The organism is Bifidobacterium sp. LH_389, from assembly GCF_056357235.1.
The window spans coordinates 1-20,506 of record NZ_JBKEVR010000009.1 but is presented as its reverse complement, the minus strand read 5'-3'; the positions used below and the strand labels follow the sequence as shown (position 1 = coordinate 20,506).

The 20,506-nt window shown below is 63.3% G+C and carries 16 protein-coding genes; 5 read left to right on the top strand and 11 right to left on the bottom strand.

Annotated elements, in window-relative coordinates; all coding sequences use genetic code 11:
- Positions 1-152: 152 nt before the first annotated feature.
- The 5 genes from AC1AZA_RS08715 to AC1AZA_RS08695 all read right to left on the bottom strand — a co-directional run bounded on the left by AC1AZA_RS08715 (position 153) and on the right by AC1AZA_RS08695 (position 3,886).
- The gene (locus tag AC1AZA_RS08715; protein ID WP_476514270.1) at positions 153-860 is read right to left on the bottom strand and encodes a hypothetical protein; all 708 of its coding nucleotides are present in this window, start codon (positions 858-860) and stop codon (positions 153-155) included.
- 201 nt (positions 861-1,061) lie between these two features.
- Positions 1,062-1,751 carry a hypothetical protein gene (locus AC1AZA_RS08710; protein ID WP_476514269.1) on the bottom strand — a complete coding sequence of 230 codons (690 nt, stop codon included), beginning with the start codon at positions 1,749-1,751 and terminating at the stop codon, positions 1,062-1,064.
- Positions 1,752-1,826: 75 nt separating this feature from the next.
- Positions 1,827-2,279, bottom strand: a complete 453-nt coding sequence (locus AC1AZA_RS08705) for a hypothetical protein (protein WP_476514268.1) — start codon at positions 2,277-2,279, stop codon at positions 1,827-1,829.
- Between the two features lie 187 nt (positions 2,280-2,466).
- Positions 2,467-3,171 (bottom strand): hypothetical protein, encoded by a 705-nt coding sequence (locus tag AC1AZA_RS08700; RefSeq protein WP_476514267.1) that lies wholly within the window; start codon positions 3,169-3,171, stop codon positions 2,467-2,469.
- Between the two features lie 10 nt (positions 3,172-3,181).
- The gene (locus AC1AZA_RS08695) at positions 3,182-3,886 is read right to left on the bottom strand and encodes a hypothetical protein (RefSeq protein ID WP_476514266.1); all 705 of its coding nucleotides are present in this window, start codon (positions 3,884-3,886) and stop codon (positions 3,182-3,184) included.
- Between the two features lie 563 nt (positions 3,887-4,449).
- Between AC1AZA_RS08695 and AC1AZA_RS08690 the strand changes: the two genes are divergently transcribed.
- Together AC1AZA_RS08690 and AC1AZA_RS08685 are read left to right on the top strand one after the other, a co-directional pair.
- A complete protein-coding gene (locus AC1AZA_RS08690) occupies positions 4,450-5,130 on the top strand; it encodes a response regulator (RefSeq protein ID WP_476514265.1) in 681 nt (226 codons plus the stop codon).
- Entirely contained in the window at positions 5,120-5,995 is an 876-nt protein-coding gene (locus AC1AZA_RS08685; protein WP_476514264.1) for a hypothetical protein, read from the top strand. The genes AC1AZA_RS08690 and AC1AZA_RS08685 overlap by 11 nt, the downstream gene beginning before the upstream one ends.
- A gap of 102 nt (positions 5,996-6,097) precedes the next feature.
- On the opposite strand, the gene AC1AZA_RS08680 is transcribed toward AC1AZA_RS08685, so the two are convergent.
- From AC1AZA_RS08680 to AC1AZA_RS08670, 3 genes are all read right to left on the bottom strand, one after another.
- A complete protein-coding gene (locus tag AC1AZA_RS08680) occupies positions 6,098-7,390 on the bottom strand; it encodes a citrate synthase (protein WP_476514263.1) in 1,293 nt (430 codons plus the stop codon).
- A gap of 209 nt (positions 7,391-7,599) precedes the next feature.
- Entirely contained in the window at positions 7,600-8,376 is a 777-nt protein-coding gene (gene map, locus AC1AZA_RS08675) for a type I methionyl aminopeptidase (RefSeq protein ID WP_476514262.1), read from the bottom strand.
- 83 nt (positions 8,377-8,459) lie between these two features.
- The gene (locus AC1AZA_RS08670) at positions 8,460-9,818 is read right to left on the bottom strand and encodes an HdeD family acid-resistance protein (RefSeq protein ID WP_476514261.1); all 1,359 of its coding nucleotides are present in this window, start codon (positions 9,816-9,818) and stop codon (positions 8,460-8,462) included.
- A gap of 220 nt (positions 9,819-10,038) precedes the next feature.
- Between AC1AZA_RS08670 and AC1AZA_RS08665 the strand changes: the two genes are divergently transcribed.
- Complete coding sequence (locus tag AC1AZA_RS08665; protein WP_476514260.1) at positions 10,039-12,114, top strand: M13 family metallopeptidase; 2,076 nt, start codon at positions 10,039-10,041, stop codon at positions 12,112-12,114.
- A gap of 141 nt (positions 12,115-12,255) precedes the next feature.
- Here the strand turns inward: AC1AZA_RS08665 and AC1AZA_RS08660 are convergent, their stop codons facing one another.
- Complete coding sequence (locus tag AC1AZA_RS08660) at positions 12,256-13,134, bottom strand: single-stranded DNA-binding protein (protein ID WP_476514259.1); 879 nt, start codon at positions 13,132-13,134, stop codon at positions 12,256-12,258.
- Between the two features lie 343 nt (positions 13,135-13,477).
- On the opposite strand from AC1AZA_RS08660, the gene AC1AZA_RS08655 reads away from it, so the two are divergent.
- Positions 13,478-14,425, top strand: coding sequence for a DUF559 domain-containing protein (locus AC1AZA_RS08655; protein WP_476514258.1), 948 nt, complete (start codon positions 13,478-13,480; stop codon positions 14,423-14,425).
- 394 nt (positions 14,426-14,819) lie between these two features.
- Here AC1AZA_RS08655 and AC1AZA_RS08650 read toward each other — a convergent pair whose 3' ends face one another.
- The gene (locus AC1AZA_RS08650) at positions 14,820-16,634 is read right to left on the bottom strand and encodes a proline--tRNA ligase (RefSeq protein WP_476514257.1); all 1,815 of its coding nucleotides are present in this window, start codon (positions 16,632-16,634) and stop codon (positions 14,820-14,822) included.
- Between the two features lie 505 nt (positions 16,635-17,139).
- Between AC1AZA_RS08650 and AC1AZA_RS08645 the strand changes: the two genes are divergently transcribed.
- On the top strand, positions 17,140-18,501 hold the full coding sequence (locus AC1AZA_RS08645; protein ID WP_476514256.1) for an SCO7613 C-terminal domain-containing membrane protein: 1,362 nt from the start codon (positions 17,140-17,142) through the stop codon (positions 18,499-18,501).
- Positions 18,502-18,742: 241 nt separating this feature from the next.
- Here the strand turns inward: AC1AZA_RS08645 and AC1AZA_RS08640 are convergent, their stop codons facing one another.
- Positions 18,743-20,317 (bottom strand): hypothetical protein, encoded by a 1,575-nt coding sequence (locus tag AC1AZA_RS08640; protein WP_476514255.1) that lies wholly within the window; start codon positions 20,315-20,317, stop codon positions 18,743-18,745.
- Positions 20,318-20,506: the final 189 nt, after the last annotated feature.

Below are 20,506 nucleotides of genomic sequence, written 5' to 3'. Positions count from 1 at the left end.
GGCGAGAAGGGCGAATCCGGCTTGACGCCGCCGTTGATACAACGGACATCGATGACTGGCACATGACTCCATCGCAGGCCCCATCCGCAGAAACATCCCCCGAAGATCTGCCACTATGCCCGGCACCGCTCAGTCTCGACATGCCGCACCCCCTACTTCTTCAACGGCGAATCAGAAATGTTATGCAACGGATCAGCCTGGCACGCCTTCCACACGCCATGCACTGAACTCGTCGAACGACGAGGATCACCAATTAACGGCGGCCTGTCCTCACGATTCAAACGCACGTACTCTTCATACGACACCCCGGACTCCACCAACCCATGCTCCACAAGACACCGGAACGAATACGGATCCAAATCAACATTGTCCGGATTGGTCCAGATCATGTCGTAATAAACCACGATGACGTTGTACCCCGTATCCGCCCTACAGAAATCCACATTCTTCTCGCTCTCGGCCGGAATGGCATGAATGTTAAACGCCCCGATGCCGCCCCTCTCGCTGAACCAGTAGTCACGATTCACCTCATAGCCGAAACCCGCCATGCACGCCACCGCATTGCGCTCCAACTCGTTCACCTCATCCGCCGTGATCACACGATCAGCCAACACCGCATCCACCACGTCATGATTGCTGTGACGCAAATACTCCGCGGAATTCAGAATGCGATCCATATACGCCTGACTGACCTGCACCGAATGCGTATACTGCCCATACGTCGTCCGCATATTCGGCGGCACATACCCCGAAGGCAACCCACCATCCGAAGACGACACACCACCACAACCGGACAACACACCAGCCAACAACACCGCCACAACGGAAACAGCGGCACGCACACCCAATCTCCCGTTCATGACGATTCCTTCCCGGCCAACCGACCGCGCCCCCACAACAACCAGACACCATCGTTCGGCCACATTCCACGCGAAACCCGCCATCGGATCCCGTCACCACCAATGCTACCCAAGCCCACGCAACCCCCGCAAGCAGCTAACTTCCCAACCCGTGAAGGCAAACAGCCCGTCCGAAAGGACGACCGCGACGCACCGTCGCACCTACTGCTTCAACGGCGAATCCGCAATGTTATGCAACGGATCCGAGGCACATGCATACCAAACGTCATGCATGGAACTGCCGGAACGGGACGGGTCCCCAATCAGCGGATTCTTTCCCTGATCGCCCATTTTCCGAAACTCGTCATAGGTCAATGACGGACTGACCAAACCATGCTCCCGGAAGCATTGGAAGACGTACGGATCCAAATCTATGTTATCGGGATTGTGCAAAGCTCGATAGTAGTAGTTGACGAGCAAGTTATACCCCGTAGCGCTTTCGCATTGGCGCATGGCGGTCTGAACCTGCTCACTTTCTGCAGGCATCGTCGAGGCTTTGCTCGCCGCCAAACCACCGTCCTTTGCCAGCCAGTAATCAACATTGATCCTATATCCGTATTCCGCGAAGCAACCAACCATCGTCCGTTCCACAACATTCATCTCATCGGCGGTGATGACGTCATCGGCGAGTATCCGCCGAACCACATCCTGACCATCACCATTGCGCTGTAGATATCCGTTAATTTGATCCATATAGGCTGCATTGACAGGAACCGAATCGGTGTATTGCGCATACTCTGATCTCATGTTGTTCAGCAGCGGATCAGCATCGGCACTATTGGAGTCCTGCGGCGTTCCGCAGGCACCGCAGCACAGCACCAAAGCCGCAACAGCGCACATTATCCTTCTCATACGCATCACTGCTCCTAGCGTTGGACTGATAATCAGCTATAGCACTGATCATCAGTCCAAACACTCTAGAAATTGTCAAAAATCATTACCCCAGTCATTGATGGCAACTTTCAAATCGCCATCAACGTTCACGCAGCTACCGCCGATGGATGGAACACGCTTATAGGTATAATTATAATTCACGAATGTGTCGCACCAGCTATCAGATGCGCTCGCTGGATAGACTCGATATTGTTGTCCGCGGAAATAATAGTCGCTGCCAATTCGTACCCAATGCCTAAGGCCTTGATCGCACGTGTTATTGATCGCGAATCGGTGATCGCCCACCGGCGGAGGCGTATCCACCTGATAGAAGTCGCAGCCCGCCAGCGCGCGACTGCCGTACCGGCCGCTCAACGACACCACGCCGGAACGACCCGCAGGAGTCTGAGCCGCCGACGCACCAACAGCCAGCACGCCGCCCAGCGACGCCACCGTCAACGCCACGGCAACCGCACCGGCGGCACGCACACCCAATTTCCCATTCATGACGATTCCCTCCCGGCCAACCGACATGTCCCCACAACAACCAGACACCATCGTTCGGCCACATTCCCGCGGAACCCGCCATCGGATCCCGTCACCACCAATGCTACCCAAGCCCACGCAACCCCCGCAAGCAGCCACCTTCCCAACCCGTGAGCAAAACCGAACAACCCGCCAGAAACGACTACGACTACCGCTTCAACGGCGAATCAGCAATGTTACGCAACGGATCATCCCAGCACGAGTCCCACACGCCATGCACGGAACTCGTCGAACGCGTCGGGTCGCCGATCAACGGTTCCCTGTCCTCCCTGCGCAGGCGCATATACTCGTCATACGACACCGAAGAATCCACCAAGCCATGCTCACGGAAGCACTGGAACACATACGGCATCAGATCGATGTCATCCGGGTTGCGCCTTATTCGGTAGTAATAGCTGGCCAAGGTACCGTACCCGGTATCCGACTCGCAGGAATCCACGTTCTTCATGTCTTCGATCGGGATGGAGTGGACATTACCCGCGCCGATGCCCCCGGACTCGCTGAACCAGTAGTCACGGTTCACCTGATAGCCGAAACCCGCCATGCACGCCACGACGTTGCGCTCCAACTCGTTCATCTCATCCGCCGTGATCACACGGTCCGAGAGCACCGCATCCACCACGTCATGACTGCTATGGAAACGGTAGGATGCGGAATTGAGAATCTGGTCCATATACGATTGGTTGACCTGCACGGAATCCGAATACTGCGCATACGTCGTCCGCATGTTCGCCGGCACATACCCCGAAGGCAACCCACCATCCGAAGACACCCCCGAACCACCACAACCGGACAACACACCAACCAACAACACCGCCACAACGGAAACAGCGGCACCGCTCAGTCTCGACATGCCGCACCCCCTACTTCTTCAACGGCGAATCCGCGATGTTATGCAACGGGTCCGCCTGACACGCCTTCCACACGCCATGCACCGAACTCGTCGAACGACGCGGATCACCAATTAACGGCGGCCTATCCTGCTTGTCCAACTCCACATACTCCCCATACGACACCCCGGACTCCACCAACCCATGCTCCACAAGACACCGGAACCGATACGGCCCCAAATCAACATTGTCCGGATTGTACAAGGCCTCAAAGTAGTACACAGCAAGTATGGAGTAGCCTGTATCCAGTTCGCAGGAATCCACGCTATTCATGTCTTCGATCGGGATAGAGCGGGCATTACCCGCACCAATGCCACCGGACTCACTGAACCAGTAGTCGCGGTTCACCTCATAGCCGAAACCCGCCATGCACGCCACGACGTTGCGCTCCAGCTCGTTCATCTCATCCGCCGTGATCACACGATCGGCAAGCACCGCATCGATGGCATCACTGTTGCCACGCCGATATTCAACGGAATCCAGAATCTGACCCATATACGATTGGTTGACCTGCACGGAATCCGAATACTGCGCATACGTCGTCCGCATATTCGGCGGCACATACCCCGAAGGCAACCCACCATCCGAAGACGACACACCACCACAACCGGACAACACACCAACCAACACCACCGCCACAACGGAAACAACGGCACGCACACCCAATCTCCCGTTCATGACGATTCCCTCCCGGCCAACCGACCGCGCCCCCACAACAACCAGACACCATCGTTCGGCCACGCTCCACGCGAAACCCGCCATCGGATCCCGTCACCGACAATTGTATCCAAGCCCGCGCAACCCCCGCAAGCAGCCACCTTCCCAACCCGTGAAGGGCTTTCCCACGCAACCGGGCTGTTACGACCGCACTGTGCCGCAGCCGGCCAGAATACGGGCTGAATGTCGCGAAATTCCGGATTCCAAGCGTCAAATGATCGCTCCAGCGATAGATTCGCGCTTAGAATTGCAGATTTCGCCACATCCAGCCCGTATTTTCCTCCGGGAGAAGAGTACAGCGCAGGGAAAGGCGCACTCCCTCTCGACCCGCCTGCCGGCCGACCGGCCGGAAACCGCAACGACGGCCCGACATCCGCCATCCCGCCCGCATACCCCCGAGCCGCCAGACCTTCCGCTTCCGTGAGGGACCGGGCCGATGCCGGAAAACCGGCCAACTATACTGGGGCCTTGGAATTACGAAGGCGCTCAGAGGGGGAGCCTTTGCGTCACACGGAGGTTAAGCGATGAATGGAACCGGCAGTACCGGGGCGTTCACGGTGGGCATAGCGGACAACGACGCGTTGTCGCTGCGCTCACTGGAACGCATCATCGCGGAACGCATTCCGGAAGCGGCTGTGCTCTGGACCGTGCAGGATGGCGCGCAGTCGGTCATCTACGCCACGAACCGCACCACCCAGCCGGACGTGATGATGGTGGACATGTCCATGGAAAGCATGCCGGGACTGACCATCTGCCGCCGCGTGCGCCGTGCCACCAACGAGGTGCCGCTGCTCGCCATCACCTCCTTCACTCTGGACCTTTACGCGGAGGACGCCGGCCGTTGCGGCGCGCAGGGCATCGCCAGCAAGAACGACGAGAACGATCTCGTCCGCGGCCTGAACGCCGTGGTGGACGGCGGCACATACGGAGACGGCGGCTTCGAAACCGCCGCGATGGCCCACTACCGGCTCGAATACGAACCCGCCACCCTGAGGGATACGCTCACCACGCGCGAGACGCAGACCATGGACCTTCTGGCCGAGGGACTCGACGACGAAGTGATCGCCAAACGCCTCCAGATCGGGCGGGACACCGTGCGCAAGCATCTGCAGACCGCCATGCACAAGCTCGGCGTGAACACCCGGTGGCAGGCTCTGTTGCGGTGGAGCGGCAGTGAAAAGGACGGACGGCGCTATGTGCTCTGAGGAGGACTGCTCCGAGGAAGCCGAAGCGTCGCACCAGCGATCGCATCCGCAGCAGCAGCCGGAGGACCAACGAACGGAAGCACAGCTGCCGGATTCCGACCAGCTGCGCCGGGCCAAGCTTGCCGCCTATCTGCACGACGAGGTGAGCGGCCCCCTGTCTCTCGCGGCACGCGAAGCGCAACGGCAGATCCGTCTCGCAGACGCACAAAGCGCCGCCGATGCCGGAGACGCCGCATCCCAGACCCGCACCGCCCCCTCCCCTGCAATCACGGACGACCAGCGCACGGCATGGAAGGCCGTCAACGCGGACGTGACCCGCGCGCTGCGCAATCTGCACCGCCTCGTGGCCGGTCTGCTCGACGCAAATCGTGACCGCAACGCCTCCGCCGCGCCGTCAGCCTCCGCCGAGGCGTTCGTAGGCGAGCTGCAGCGGGCCGTCGAACGGGAACGGGCGCGTCTTGCCGATCTGGGCTTTACCGGCAAGACCAGCGTGACCGGACGGCTCGTCCACGCCCCGAACGCGGCCACCGGCGAGGAAACCCTGGCGCTCGTGCACGAACTGTGCATCAACGTGAACAAGCACTGTACCTCCGCGGACAGCGTCTACGAACTGTCCGTGCATTGCGCCGGCGACCGCATCGAGATCAGCGAACTGTGCCAGTGGACGGCACCCCGCCGCGAGACCGACGCCCCGGAAGTGGGCGGCCAGGGACTCAGCGCGCACCGGCTCATCATCCGGCATATCGGCGGCGAGCTCGTCTGGCATTCCGGCCAATGGCAGTGGAACTGCTACGCGCGCATCCCTATCTTCACGGAAACGGAAGATGGTGCCTTGCAGGAAACCTCTATCAAGCGCTACCGTTGATTTCGGTAGGGCTTCATCGTGGAAGTCCGATCGCATCCGGTTTCACCGGCATGCAATTGGGGAGTCAAGGTCGTTTTGCCGTGTTGGCGGCCTTGGTTATGTCTATCGTTCGTCGATCGGCACGTAATCGCGCAGCGTGGCCCCCGTGTACACCTGCCGCGGACGGCCGATGCGCGTGGCGGGGTCCGCCAGCATCTCGCGGTACTGGGCGATCCACCCGGGAATGCGGCCCAGTGCGAACAGCGTGGTGAACATGGCCGGGTCGAAGCCGATCGCCCGGTAGATGAGTCCCGTGTAGAAATCCACGTTCGGGTACAGGTTGCGGGACACGAAGTAGTCGTCGTGCAGGGCAATCGCCTCGAGCTCCTTGGCCACGTCGAACAGGGCGCGCTCGTCGCTCGGCAGCTTGGATGTGTCCTCGCGCTCCATGATCTGGTCCATGTACTTGCGGGCGATGGCGGCACGCGGATCGTACGATTTGTACACGCGATGTCCCAGACCGGAGATGCGCGTGCCGTTCGCCTTGGCGTCCTCCACGAACTGCCTGACGCTCTTGCCCGAGTCGCGGATCGCCTTGAGCTGGCGGAGCACCGCCTCGTTCGCGCCACCGTGCAGCGGGCCGGACAGCGCATTGATGCCGGCCGCGACCGCCGAATACAGGTTCGCGTGCGCGGATCCGGCGATGCGCACCACCGAGGTGGAGCAGTTCTGCTCATGGTCGGCGTGGATGATGAGCAGGCGGCCCAGCGCATGCACGTACAGCGGATCCGACTCGAACGGCTCGTACGGCACGGCGAAGCACATGCGCAGGAAGTCGTCCACGTAGCCGCGCGCGTAGTCCGGGTACAGCATCGGCTCGTCGCGCCGACGGCGGAAGATGTAGCTCACGATGGTGCGCACCTTCGCCATGATGATCGTGGCCGCCTCGTCCAGCTGGTCCGAGTCCTCGATGTCCGTGGTGTCCGGGTAGAACGTGGCGAGCGCATTCACGGCGGAGGCGAGCACGCTCATGGGGTGCGCGGTGCGCGGGAACGAACCCATGAAGGTACGGAAGTCCTCCCCCACCATCGTGCGGTGGTTGATGTCCCGCACGAACGTGTCGAACTCGGAGCGCGTGGGCAGCTCGCCGTAGCGCAGCAGCCACGCCACCTCAAGGAAGTCGGACTGGTCGCACAGCTGCTCGATGGGGTATCCACGGTAGCGCAGGATGGAATGCTGGCCGTCGATGTACGTGATCTTGGATTCGCACTGGGCGGTCGTCAGGAACCCCGGGTCGAGCGTCACCCATCCGTCGTTGCGCAGCGTGGAGACGACGATGCCGTCCGGACCCGCCGTGGCCTTCACCACCGGCAGATTGAAGCTGCTCGAATCCACGTCAAGCTTGGCAGTCGCCATTGCCACCCCTTTCGATTTTTGGTGGTGCCCACCATAGCAACCGTCCGTGAACCATCGTGTTTCGTGACTGAAATGCGGGCACGGCGGCGCGATGATGTCTGATAGCGCGGCATATGCGTCAATGCCTTGTGCAATATGCGGATAGCCAGCCGGCAGGGCACCGACTGGCTATCTTGGCTTGGATTGGCTTGATTTGGTCTGTTAGGCGACTAGTCGCGGACCGTCAGGATTTCCGGCCCGTTCTCGGTGATGGCGATGGTGTGCTCGGTGTGCGCGCCGCGGGAGCCGTCGGAGGAACGCAGGGTCCAGCCGTCCTTGGGATCCTGGTAGATCTCGTCGGTGGTCTTGAGGAACCACGGCTCGATGGCGATCACCAGACCGGGACGCAGCTTGTAGCCGTGGTGGGCGCGGCCGTCGTTCGCCACGTGCGGGTCGCCGTGCATGACGTGGCCCACGCCGTGCCCGCCGAACTCCAGATTGATCGGATAGCCGTATTCGCGGGCGATATCTCCGATGGTGGAGGACACGTCACCCAGACGGTTGCCAGGCTGTGCCACGTCGATGGCGGCGGCGAGCGCCTCCTCGGTGCATTTGATGAGGCGCAGGTCGTCCGGATCAGGGTCCTTGCCGACCACGAAGCTGATGGCGGAGTCGCCCACCCAGCCGTCCACGCTGATCGCCAGATCGAGGCTGACGAGGTCGCCGTCCTTGAGGTTGTAGTCGTAGGGCACGCCGTGGAGCACGGCATCGTTGACGGAGGTGCAGATGTAGTGGGCGAACGGGCCGGTGCCGAAGTCCGGCGCGTAGTCCACGTAGCAGGATTCGGCGCCCTTGCGGTCGACGATCTTCTTGTGCACGTACTCGTCGATCTCCAGCAGGTTGGTGCCGACCGTGGTCATGCCGCGCAGTTCGCGCAGGATGCTGCCGACGAAACGGCCGGCGGGCTTCATCTCTTCGATTTCCCGAGGGGTCTTGAGTTCAATCATGAGTTTCTTTCTACCGAACATGGTTCTCAGTTAACTCCCTAGCCTAGCGCGCACGCCCAACAACCGTCGCGGCGGCCGTGCGCTCAGCGGGCTTTGGGCGTGCGGCCGAACTTGAAGGCACGTACGAGCGCCGTGACGCCCATGACCGCCAGCGAGCATCCGGCGAAGATGACCAGGAACACCGTGGACTGCATGGGTGTGACGAGCAGCACGAATCCGGCGAACACGGAGATGAGCCCGTACGCCACCGCCCACCCGGAGGAGGGGACGCGCCACGATTCCGCCAGGCTCACCACGCCTTCCATGATCCAGCTGATGCCGACGATCGAGGTGATGAGCATGAGCAGCGTGGAGGCGGACAACGCGGTGTTCTTGAGCATCACCACGCCGCCGATGGTCAGCAGCACGCCCACGACCACGTCGAGCACGCGCCAGCCTGCCGGGACGCCCTGCACGGCGAACGCGGTGACCGCGCGCACGATGCCGGAGATGACGAAGTAGATGGCGAGCGCCACGGTGGCGACCACCAGCGTCGGACCCGGCCACACCAGCAGCGCGATGCCGATGAGGAGAGCGGCCACGCCGACCACCGCATAGACGGCGCGGATCCAGTTCTTGGCCTGCTGCGGCAGATGTTCCTCGATGAGTTTGAACGGATCGAAGTCGGTGCGGGAGAATTCGGCGTACCAGCCGCTGCGCGGATCCTGCCCGGGCTGCTGACGGGGCGTGTAGGCGTAGGGCTGGCCGTACTGCGGACCGGCTTGGCCGGACTGACCCTGAGTCTGCTGACCGTGCTGCTGCTGACCCGGCTGGCCCTGCTGGCCTGCGTACGGGCCTTGCTGCGCGTTCTGCCGCGAACCCGACTGTCCGGAGTACGGGCCGTAGGCGTAAGAACCGGACGCATACGGCCCTGATGTGTACGGACCGTAGGAATTCGGCTGACCGTACTGGGGACCGGTCTGATTCTGGCCGTAGTACTGTTGACTCGGCTGACCACCGTTCGGCTGACCGTAGTTCGGCTGACCGTTGGTACCGTAGTAGCCGTACGGTCCGTACTGGCCGTACGGGTTCTGGCCGTTCGGGACGCCGCCGTTCGGGACGCCGTTCGAGTTGCCCATGCCCGGCTGTCCCGGAGCGCCAGTCGGCTGCTGGTTCACGTAGTTCGCGCCGAATCCGTTGGGATTCTCCACGTAGGGCATCTGCGGGCCGGGCGCCGAATCGTCCTGCGGCATCGATCCGGCCGCCTGACCGGACTGACCGCTCCCTGCAGATTGACCGTCCGTCTCGGTCTGACCGTTCATCGGAGGCCGGCCGTCCTCCCTGGGCGATCCCTCCCCGGCACCCGGCTGGCCGCCCGCTTCGTTCGCGTCGGCCGCGCCGGCCACGCCGTTCATGCCGTTCTTGCCGTCCGCATCGCTCATGCCATTGTTGAAGTCGGTCATTGCAACTCCTTGGTTCGTATCATCCTGCCGGCGGGACGGTCTTCTGCCGTTCCGTTCCGCCTGTTGCTTCCATGCATATGAGCGGTTCTTGGGAGTTTGCTCAAAGTCTCAACGACGAACAACACATTGTCTATTTAAGGCTCATCCCGAACTTCACGCACACTCGTCCAATCCCGATCGGGCACCCGACCGTGTCGCCGAACGCGGCTAGGCTGGGGTCATGACCAACGCATTGACCTCGGGCCTCGACCCGGCATCCTTCTCCTCCGTCACCAAGCCTTCCGACGACCTGTTCCGCTACGTGAACGGCCCGTGGATCGACACCTACCGTCTTCCGGACGACCGCTCCCGCTTCGGTTCCTTCGACAAACTCGCCGAAGACGCGGAAAATCAGGTGCGCGACATCCTCGAAGAGGACGACTGCCCGGCCGTGAAGTCCGCCGCACTCTACCGGAGCTTCCTTGACGTGGACGCCATCGAAGAAGCCGGCATCGAACCGATCCGCGCCGATCTCGACGCGATCGACGGCGCCAGGGACAAGGCCGCGCTCACCCGCGTGCTCGGTTCCATCAACCCCACCGGCGGCCCGGACCTGTTCGGCCTGTATGTCTTCGGCGATCCGGGCGATCCGGACGTCAACGTCGCCCACCTCGAGCAGGCCGGTCTGGGTCTGCCGGACGAGGCGTACTACCGCGACGAGCATTACGCCCCCGTGCGCGAAGCCTACGTGGCCATGGTCGCCAAGCAGCTGGTCAACGCCGGTTACGCCACCGACGACGCCGAAGCCGACACGCAGGCCAAGCGCTATCTCGAAGTGGAGACCCGCATCGCCGCCAATCACTGGGACAACGTCGCCACCCGCGACTCCGTGAAGACCTACAACCCCACCGAGTTCAGCAAGCTCGCGGAGACGCTCTCCCGCTTCGATATTGTCTCGTGGATCGACGCCTGGCAGGCCGCCTACGACGCGACCAGCGCCGCCAAGGCCCGCCCCATCGACCTCAAGTCCGTGTTCGCCAAGGTGATCGTACACGAGCCGAGCTTCCTGACCGGACTCGACGCCTTCTGGGACGCCGCCGATCTCGACGACCTCAAGCTGTGGGCCCGCGTGCACACGATCATCGGCGCCGCCTCCGGCCTGTCGAAGCAGTTCGACGAGACGAACTTCGACTTCTACGGCAAGGTGCTCTCCGGCGCCAAGGCCCAGCGCGACCGTTGGAAGCGCGCCGTGAGCCTGGTCAACGGCACCTGCGGCGAGGACGTGGGCCGCGAATACGTGAAGCGTCACTTCCCGGAAAGCTCCAAGCAGCGCATGGAACAGCTCGTCGCCAACCTCATCAACGCCTACCGCGTCTCAATCTCCAACTCCGACTGGCTCGGCGAGGCCACCAAGGCCAAGGCGCTGGAGAAGCTGTCCAAGTTCACGCCCAAGATCGGCTACACCAACCATTGGCGCGACTACACCGCCCTCGACGTGCACGCGGACGCCCCCTACGCGGACAACGCGAAGGCCGCCGCCCTGTACGAGACCGGCTACCAGCTCGCCAAGGTGGGCAAGCCCGTCGACAAGGACGAATGGCTCATGAACCCGCAGACCGTGAACGCGTACTACGAACCCACCATGAACGTGATCGTGTTCCCGGCCGCCATCCTCCAGCCCCCGTTCTTCAACCCCCAGGCCGACGACGCCGCGAACTACGGCGGCATCGGCGCGGTCATCGGCCACGAGATCGGCCACGGGTTCGACGACCAGGGTTCGCAGTACGACGGCGACGGCAAGCTCCACAACTGGTGGACCGACGAGGATCGCAACAACTTCGAAGCCCGCACCCACGCGCTCATCGAACAGTACAACGCCTTCGTGCCCGTGCAGCTCCAGGCCAAGTACGCGGACGACCCGAGCAAGGCGCCGCACGTCAACGGCGCACTCACCATCGGCGAGAACATCGGCGACCTCGGCGGCGTGAACATCGCACTCAAGGCCTACGCCTTCGCGCTCGATCCGAGCAGCGCCGAATCCGGCACCCCGGAGGCCATCAAGGCCGCGCTCGCCAAGGCCCCCGAGATGGACGGATTCACTGGTCTGCAGCGCTTCTTCCTGAGCTACGCCTCCATCTGGCGTACCAAGAACCGCGACGAGCTGGCCGAGCAGTATCTGCAGATCGATCCTCACTCCCCCGCCGAATGCCGCACCAACGGCATCGTGAGGAACGTGGACCTATTCGCCGAGGCATTCGACGTGAAGCCCGGCGACGGCATGTGGCTGGATCCGTCCGAGCGCGTGCGCATCTGGTAAAGCGCCCGGTGACGCATCCGGTATAGACGGGTCCTGCGAACGAGCTCCTCGAGGCCGATCCCCTTCTCATGGTCGGCCCGAGGGCTCTGGCTATGGGCGATGTCACTGTTCAACGCCGCACGGTTCATGGTTCCGCTCCTTTCAGAATGGAACTTCGGAATCGTCGCCGTTCGTCACGGTGAAATCGTCCACGTCATGATGGTCGGCGGGCGGCTGCGCTCCGCCTTCGACCGGTGCTTGCGGCGGATTGACGACCGACAGGTCCGTTTGCCCGCCCGTTTGGTAGTTCGTCTGCTGCGCCCCTTGCATAGGTTGTTCCGACGATGCCGATGCAACGGAGGCCGTCTCCTGCCTATTCATGTCCGGATCCGGTGACGGCTGTCCGAATGACTGGGTGGTCATGAACCGTTCCGACTGCGATTGCAACGGCGGCTGCCCGGCAGGGCTCACGTTCATTTGCGCATTGGTCTGTGCATACGGGTCAACGCCGACCGCCTGCTGCATCAGCTGCTGACCGCCCTGTCCAATCTGACCGGGTTGACCAGGCCGGCCGCCGTTCTGCGCTCCGCCTGCCAGCCCGTCGGCCGGAGACACCTGCGCTGTTTGCGCCTGTCCCGACGCCCCTTGCCCCTGTGCCGCCATGCCGTCCTTCTGGTAGACGACTCGGGTGAACGTAGTGCTGCCGGTGTTGAGATCATGCCCGATGTTGGTCGCATTGATCACGACGTTGCTCTGCTGTCTGCCGTTCTGATCCGTCCACGTTTCGGTGCCGAGCTGGCCGGTCACGATCACCGGCTCGCCCTTATGGATCGAACTGAGCACATTCAGAGCCAGAGCACGGTACGCCTTGACCTTGAGCCACGTGGTGGGAAGATCCACCCAATTGCCGGTTTTCTGGTCGTGGTAGCTGCGTGTGGTGCCCATGTTGAACACGCTGATGGGCGTCTCCGTCTGCCCCACACGTTTGGGAGCGCCTCCCACGTACCCGTTGACGGTGATGATGCCTTGCTGCGCTGCCATGACGTTTCCTTTCCTTCGTACGATTGGCTGTGCTGTGCCGTTGGCCCGCGACAGACCGCGACGCCTCTGCAGGAGTCTCGACGAGGAGAGAAGCTTGAGGGATTGGGTTGATCTTCTCGTCGGCCTTCCGGCGCCGCGACCAGCGCGGTGATTCCACTGTGCCGCATCGCGTCGGTCCCGCTCAAGCCGAACGGGCCTGTGTGCACGGACGTACCCCCCGGTCTCGCATCCTCGGGCGTGTCGATGCCGTCACGGTGGATAACACCCTGCACAACACCCACGTTCGTGCACACAGGCCCGTTCGGCTTTACTTTTTCCGCCGTTGTCCTCTAGCGTCGAAGGCATGGTCACTCTGGAATCGTTCTCTCTGGAATCGCTCACCGAGGCGAAACGCCGCCGCTTCGCCATCTGCGACGCCCTGCAGCGCCGCACCGGCCGCCAGCTCGTCTTCGCCCGCTCCGACGCGCTGGAACTCCTTGCCGTGGAGCAGCCCATCGAACCGGACTGCGAACGGCTTCGCACGGAGGTCGACGTCGTCGTGGACAGCCGTTCCAAACGCTCGAAGCTCAACGGCGTCCGAACGCTGGTGTGGAACGGCAACATTGTCTCCACGCCGGTCGGGCGCAACGTGGAATGTCTGGATGCGGTGAGCACCTGGGCGCACTACGCCGGCATACTGTCGCTGGAGGAGCTCATCGTGCTCGCAGACTCCATGATGCGCCGGGATCAGCGTCTGGCGAGAGCGGAGCCGGAGGACTTCCGGGCCTATCTGGACCATGCCGGGCAATTCCTCGGCGTGCGCAACTGCAAACGCGCCCTCGCCCTGATGCGCCCGAGCACCGACTCCTCTCAGGAAACGCGCACCAGACTGACCCTGCTGCGCTACGGCTTGCCCGAACCCGACGTGAACCACCCGGTACGCATTGGCGGCGGGCGCACCGTCTGGCTCGACATGGCCTATGGGGAGCTGCGCATCGCCATCGAGTACGACGGCGGCTACCACCGGTTCAGCGGAGAGCAGGTGCTGCGCGACGACGCCCGCAGACGAGCGCTGGAGGCCCTCGGATGGATTTACGTCAAGGTCACCAAACTGGATTTAGCCAATGCGGATTCCCAAGAGGCGCTGGCGCAGATCGTCGCGTCAAAGATCGAAATGGTGTTGGGAGTCCCCGTGCCGCTGGTACCCCGGATGACGGACCGACAGATCTGCGACGCCCGCCGAGGCAGGAAAACGCCGCTTTGGCAGAGCATTCCGCGCGAACGTTGGATTGCGCCGTGGGCCCGTGCATGAGGCTTCTCCTGGCTCACTGGCACATATCCATGCCCATGCAGACCGTCTGGGCATTCCATCTGCATAGTGTGCAGCACATTCCGAGACCTGCAACCATCTATCTGCGTTCTGTGCAGCACTCGTAACCACGCAACAGCTCGAACACCTGCCCACATATGCGGAAAAACGCCATTCTGGGAGGTCTGACAGGGCACTGCGACGCGGAGCATACTGCACACTATGCAGATAGATGCCTGCAATCGCGCAAAAGTGCTGCACACTATGCAAATACGCATGCCGATGCGTTCACGCCCACGCCTCCCACGCCTCCCACGCAACGAAAAAGGTTCCCGCCCGGCAGCGACCGAGCGGGAACCTTGGGGCCGATATCAATCGGCCGAACGCATCGCAGCCGTTACAGCAGCGCGGCGAGACGATCCGCCAGCGTGGCGGCCGCATCGGCGGCGGGAACGGCCACCTTGTCGGAGCCATCGCGGTTGCGGATCTCGATGGTGCCGTTGTTCACGGTGTCACGCCCGGCAACGGCGATGAGCGGCACGCCGATGAGTTCAGCATCCTTGAACTTCACGCCCGGAGACACCTTCGGACGGTCGTCGTAGATCACTTCGATGCCGCGTTCCTCCAGCTCGCCGACCAGCTTCTCCGCGGCGTCGAAGGCGGACTTGTCCTTGCCGGTGGCCACCACGTGCACCTGTGCAGGGGCGATGACGGCGGGCCAGGCCAGACCGGCCTCGTCATGATGGGTTTCGGCGATGCAGGCCAGCACGCGGGAAACGCCGATGCCGTAGCAGCCCATCCACACCGGGACGGTCTTGCCGTTCTGGTCGAGCACCTTGAGATCCAGCGCGTTGGAGTACTTGAGTCCCAGCTGGAACACCTGGCCGATCTCCACGCCGCGCTCGAAGCTCAGCGGGCCGGAGCCGTCCGGGCTCATGTCGCCGTGGCGCACCTCAACGGCCTCCACGGTGCCGTCGGCCTTGAAGTCGCGGCCGTACACCAGATCGTAGTAGTCGACCTCGTTCTCGTCCGCACCGGTGAACCATGCGGAGCCCTTGACCACGTGCGCATCCACGAAGTAGCGCACGGGCTCCTTGACGCCGGCGGCCTCGGCCTGCGGTCCCAGGGCCATCGGCCCGATGTAGCCGGGCACCAGTTCGGGATGCTTCTTGAGATCCTCCTCGGTGGCCTCCTCGAGCTCGGCGGGCGCGAACTGCGCCTCAAGGCGCTTCATGTCCACCGTGCGGTCGCCGGGCACACCCACCACGATCACTTCGCGCCACGGCTCGTCGTGATCCGCGTCCTCGGGGTGCTTGACGGTGATGACCACGTTCTTAAGGATGTCGGACGCCTGCCATTCGCGGCCGTCGGTGCGCGGATGGTCCGCGTTGGCGCGGGCGATCATGTTCTCGATGGTCTTGGCGTCCGGGGTGGGGCGCTTGGACGCGGCGGGCGTGGCGGAGCAGTCGATCTCGGGCAGTTCGGGGGTGGTGAGGGCCTCCACGTTCCATGCCTTGCCGGAGGGGGCGAGCGCGAAGGTGTCCTCGCCGATGGCCATCGGGGCAAGGAATTCCTCGGACGCGGAGCCGCCCATCGGGCCGGACATGGCGAACACGGGCACGTACTTGAGGTCGAGGCGCTGGAAGATGCGCTCGTAGGCACCGCGCTCGTCGTAGTAGGCCTTGCGCATGCCCTCCTCGTCGATGGTGAAGGAGTAGGCGTCCTTCATGATGAACTCGCGGCCGCGGATCAGACCGGCGCGCGGGCGGAATTCGTCGCGGTACTTGGTCTGGATCTGGTAGAGGGTGACCGGCAGATCCTTGTAGGACGAGTACATGTCCTTGACGAGCAGGGTGAACATTTCCTCATGGGTGGGCGCAAGCAGGTAGTCGGCCTGATGACGGTCCTTGAGGCGGAAGATATTGTCGCCGTACTCCTCCCAGCGGTGGGTGGCCTCGTACGGTTCGCGCGGCAGCAGGGCCGGGAAGTGGACCTCCTGGGCGCCGATGCCGTTGATCTCCTCGCGGATGATCGCCTCGATCTTGTTGAGCACCGAGAGGCCCAGCGGCAGCCAGGTCCAGATGCCGGGCGCGGCCTTGCGGATGTAACCGGCGCGCTGGAGCAGCTTGGCCGAGTCGACGTCGGCGTCTGCGGGGTCCTCGCGCAGGGTGCGCAGGAACATGGTGGACAGTCGTAATGCTTTGGAACTCATGGGTTCCAAGTTATTCGCGTTCGGGGACATTCCGGGGCCGGAGGCGGGCATGCGGCGGGACGCGCGGTGCCGTCCGGTTTGGCCGTCACGTATGCCACAATGGATGGTGAGGGATGGAACAGTGAGGTTCAGGATGACGCAATACAATCAACCGACGAACAACGGAATTGGGGTTCCGCCGCACGATTCGGGACGTTCAAATGGTTCCGCGGGGATGGCAGGTTCAGCCGGCCCGGACGGCTCGGCCTGTTATGCCCCGCCGGAGCAAACCGATAGCGACCGCCGGGATTTCGTCCGGTCCCAGCGTACGCCTCGGTGGGAGGCACAGCAGGGCCCGCGCTGGGACGAGGGCATGGCGGCAACGGCGGAGCCGCCAACGCAGCCAGTCCGATCAGCGCAGCCGACGCCGTACGGACCCTCATACGCTCCACCATCGGGGGATCCTCCGTTCGGCAACGCTCCGCAGATCGGTCCGTTCGCCGGCCAGCCTGTGAACAACCAGCCGGTGAACGTCCAGCCGTACCCGCAATCACACCAGCCCGCCACGTCCCAGCCTCGTAATTCCGGCGTGCAGATTCTGCTCCTGGTTCTGGGCGTGGGACTCATCACCGCCGCGGTTGTGGCGTTCGCCTCGAGCATGGTCACCGCGTTCGGGGATGCCGCCCGAGTGACGCTGATCGGTCTGATCGGTCTGGCCGGGCTGGTCATCTCACGTCTCATTGCCGAGCGACTTCGCGTCACGGCGGAGGGTGTGGCATGGGCCGGATTGGCGGCGATGGGCATCGATGCGGCATTGATCGGCAATCTCGGTGCGCTGCGACTCTCCGACTACCGATACCCAGCCGTGGGCGGCTTGCTCTTGCTCACCGTTGCACTGGCGTTCGCATTGCGCATACTTCCCGTCCGGCCGGCACAGCCACGGTCGGATGCGGCAGACAGTGCAGCCCCGCGCCCATTGCGCGCCTACGGACTGTATGCGGCGATCGCCCTGCCGTGGGCCACGGCGATGATTCTCGGGCTGCCGTTCCTGTCGCGTGCGGCGAGCGATGCAATCACCGCGGTCTGTCTGGCCGTCTTCGCCGCCGGCGCCAGCCTGATGCCGCATGCGGCGATTGCACCGGTCCCCGCATCCGCTCCCGCCAAGCCGCCGGTCGCCGAGCGCATTATTCTGCTCGTCGGCTCGATGGTGCTGCTCACGGCACTGGCACTCGGCGATTTCGACTCCTCGCTGCTCGAACTGCCGATCGTGGCGGTCGTGACGTATGCGCTCATGCTCGCGGTCACCGCAGGGGTGTGGATGGTTCCGGCCCCTGTAGAGCGAAAGGCTCGGAACGCGCGGAACGCATGCCGGTGGATTGCCGGCTCATTCACGGGATTGACGGCGCTCTCACTCATGGTGCTCGCCGTTTTCGATGCCGATCGGATCATCCCTGCGGATCTCGTCACCGCACTGTTTGGCCTCATGGCGTTGGCGATCGGCGCGCAGCGCATGGCGGCGGACCGCAGGCTCCGTAGCTGGACGGCGTTGTGGCCCGGGCTGACGTTCCTGTTCGTACCGACCTTATTTGCCTGCTGGGTGAACCCGGCACCCGTCTCCGTTCGGTCGATGCTGCTGCTCACGGCAGCGGTGATCGTGCTGCTGGCCGGCGCGTATCTGGGATGGCAGGCACCGGTGACGACGGGTGCGACGGTGCTGATCGTCCACGTGCTGCGGCAGCTGTGGCCGTGGCTGGTGCGGATCTCGCAGGACTACTGGTGGATCTGGCTGCTTGCGGCCGGCATCGTTCTGGTGGCCGCGGCCGCCCGGTACGAGGCCAGTCTCAGATCCATGCGATCGATAGGCCGCCGGATCTCGCAGCTGCGCTGATCTGGCGGCGTCGATCAACCGTCCACAGATGAACAGATGAACAGGCCCCGGCAGGCCGAATCAACCGAAACGATTTGCACGTCAACAGGCCGGATTCGGCGAATCGGATATCACAACACGACATCGCAACACGGCAAGGGGCCATTTGGTATGAAACCAAATGGCCCCTTGCCGTCAATGACCGTCACCGAGCCCGATGGCCGCGCACGGCGGCTCTACGGCTCGGCAATGTAATGTGCAGTCAGCGACGCATGCGACGGGCACCCTTCAGAGCAACGCCCGCAGCAACGAACACTACGGCAGCTGCCGCCACCGCCAGAACGCTCACGCCGGTGGCGGCGAGCTTCTTGGAGGCATCGGCGGGCTTGGAGGCATCCTTGGTTGCAGAGCCGTTGGCGGGCTTCTGACCGTCGGACGGCGTGACGGCCGCATCCTTATCGCCCGTGTTGTTGCTCGCATCCGGTGCCGGCGCGGGAGCAGGGGCCTTCTCGGCCTTGACCAGCGCGCCCTGCGCATCGGTGAGCGCCTTCGCGGCGGCGTCCACGTCGGATTGGGAGGCGTCCTGCTTGGCGGCGACGGCCTTGGCCGCGTCAAGCGCCTTGGCGAACGGCGCCCAGGTCGCCTCGGTGTAGTCGGACTGAGCGAGCTTGCCGGCCTCTTCGATCGCCGTATTGAGCGCGGTCTTATCGGCCTTGGGTGCCGGCTTGGGGTTGGGCGCGGGCTCATCGGCCTTGTCGCCCACGGTCACGGCGGTCCAGCCCTGAATGGCGCCGTCGGCATCCTGCAGGGCGATCTTGTGATTACCGGAGTAGTCGGAGGGAATGTAGGCGTCAACGTAGTACTTGCCGGCATCGTCCTTCTTGACGGTCACGTACGGGGAGCCGTCCGGGCCGGTCAGGCGCACCGGGTCGCTGTAGATGTACGCATACCAGAAGCAGTCCTCGCCGGCGTCCACCTTGGCGGCGCACGCCTGCTGAAGCCCATTGATGTATACGCGGGCCACGCTGCCGGCCTTCACGGTGCCGCCGGGGACGGTGACGTCGCCCTTGTTCTGCTCGGTGAGCTTCTCACTCGCCGCGGCGGACGACTTCTCGTCGGTGGTGGTGAAGCTCGGCACCGGAGCGGAGGCATTGCCGAACGGCACGAAGTCGCCGTTCTTGAGTTCAATGCGCAGACCGGCGTAGATCTGGCCGAATCCCGCGTCGGCGGTGTGCCCGCCCTGCTGGTAGACCTGATCCACCATCCGCCACAGGTTCACGTCCAGAGGGGCCAGGCCGAACTCGGAAAGCCCCTGATTGGTGTAGGTGGTGTTCTCCTGCAGACCGATGAGCGACATGTCGAACCTGCCGCTGGCCTTGCCGTTCCACGAATCCTTGTAGTAGCGGTTGTAGGACTGGAAGCTGGCGGTGCCGACCTCGTTGCCCTGGGAATCCTTGACGGTCTCCTTGTGCACGCCGTAGATGTGATCGTAGGTGCTCTGGGTGAGATCCTCGTCCTCGACGCCGGAGCAGCTCACGTCATACCAGCCCCACGCATACTGGTTGGAGGGAGCCTTGGTGGCCGTGACCTCGGTGATGCGCTGCACGTTGACGGAGAAGCACACATTTGCGATCTGCGGCAGCAGGGCCGGATCGATGCTGTAGTCGAACGACACGTCCGCCGTATGCGCGCCCACGTCCGACACCTTCACGTTGCTCACGGACGCACCGGACACAGGATTGCCTGCCGGAGCGTCCGCAGCATGAGCCGCACCGATCCCCCCGAACAGCGTGCAGGCCGCGGCCAGGGCCGCCGCCAGTTTCCTCATCTGCTTCATAGGTTCTTCCTTCATTGGTTTCCGCGGCCCAAAGCCGGTACCGCTACGGAAAAACGCTACCCCCATTACCATGTTTGGTAGGCCCTGATGGTCGGGGCCGGGTCGCCGGTTCCGGTATGACTCTCTCGCCCTGTCGTTGATGATCCGGGGGGTGTTGTCGCCGGGAACGGGGACGTTCGCAGACCGCTG

What these genes read in the sequence shown, in the direction of transcription:
- map (WP_476514262.1), bottom strand. Translation starts at nt 8,376, where the DNA reads ATGATTGAACTCAAGACCCCTCGGGAAATCGAAGAGATGAAGCCCGCC.
- AC1AZA_RS08700 (WP_476514267.1), bottom strand. Translation starts at nt 3,171, where the DNA reads ATGTCGAGACTGAGCGGTGCCGCTGTTTCCGTTGTGGCGGTGTTGTTG.
- AC1AZA_RS08665 (WP_476514260.1), top strand. Translation starts at nt 10,039, where the DNA reads ATGACCAACGCATTGACCTCGGGCCTCGACCCGGCATCCTTCTCCTCC.
- AC1AZA_RS08660 (WP_476514259.1), bottom strand. Translation starts at nt 13,134, where the DNA reads ATGGCAGCGCAGCAAGGCATCATCACCGTCAACGGGTACGTGGGAGGC.
- AC1AZA_RS08710 (WP_476514269.1), bottom strand. Translation starts at nt 1,751, where the DNA reads ATGAGAAGGATAATGTGCGCTGTTGCGGCTTTGGTGCTGTGCTGCGGT.
- AC1AZA_RS08705 (WP_476514268.1), bottom strand. Translation starts at nt 2,279, where the DNA reads ATGAATGGGAAATTGGGTGTGCGTGCCGCCGGTGCGGTTGCCGTGGCG.
- AC1AZA_RS08715 (WP_476514270.1), bottom strand. Translation starts at nt 860, where the DNA reads ATGAACGGGAGATTGGGTGTGCGTGCCGCTGTTTCCGTTGTGGCGGTG.
- AC1AZA_RS08650 (WP_476514257.1), bottom strand. Translation starts at nt 16,634, where the DNA reads ATGAGTTCCAAAGCATTACGACTGTCCACCATGTTCCTGCGCACCCTG.
- AC1AZA_RS08670 (WP_476514261.1), bottom strand. Translation starts at nt 9,818, where the DNA reads ATGACCGACTTCAACAATGGCATGAGCGATGCGGACGGCAAGAACGGC.
- AC1AZA_RS08655 (WP_476514258.1), top strand. Translation starts at nt 13,478, where the DNA reads ATGGTCACTCTGGAATCGTTCTCTCTGGAATCGCTCACCGAGGCGAAA.
- AC1AZA_RS08695 (WP_476514266.1), bottom strand. Translation starts at nt 3,886, where the DNA reads ATGAACGGGAGATTGGGTGTGCGTGCCGTTGTTTCCGTTGTGGCGGTG.
- AC1AZA_RS08680 (WP_476514263.1), bottom strand. Translation starts at nt 7,390, where the DNA reads ATGGCGACTGCCAAGCTTGACGTGGATTCGAGCAGCTTCAATCTGCCG.
- AC1AZA_RS08640 (WP_476514255.1), bottom strand. Translation starts at nt 20,317, where the DNA reads ATGAAGCAGATGAGGAAACTGGCGGCGGCCCTGGCCGCGGCCTGCACG.
- AC1AZA_RS08685 (WP_476514264.1), top strand. Translation starts at nt 5,120, where the DNA reads ATGTGCTCTGAGGAGGACTGCTCCGAGGAAGCCGAAGCGTCGCACCAG.
- AC1AZA_RS08690 (WP_476514265.1), top strand. Translation starts at nt 4,450, where the DNA reads ATGAATGGAACCGGCAGTACCGGGGCGTTCACGGTGGGCATAGCGGAC.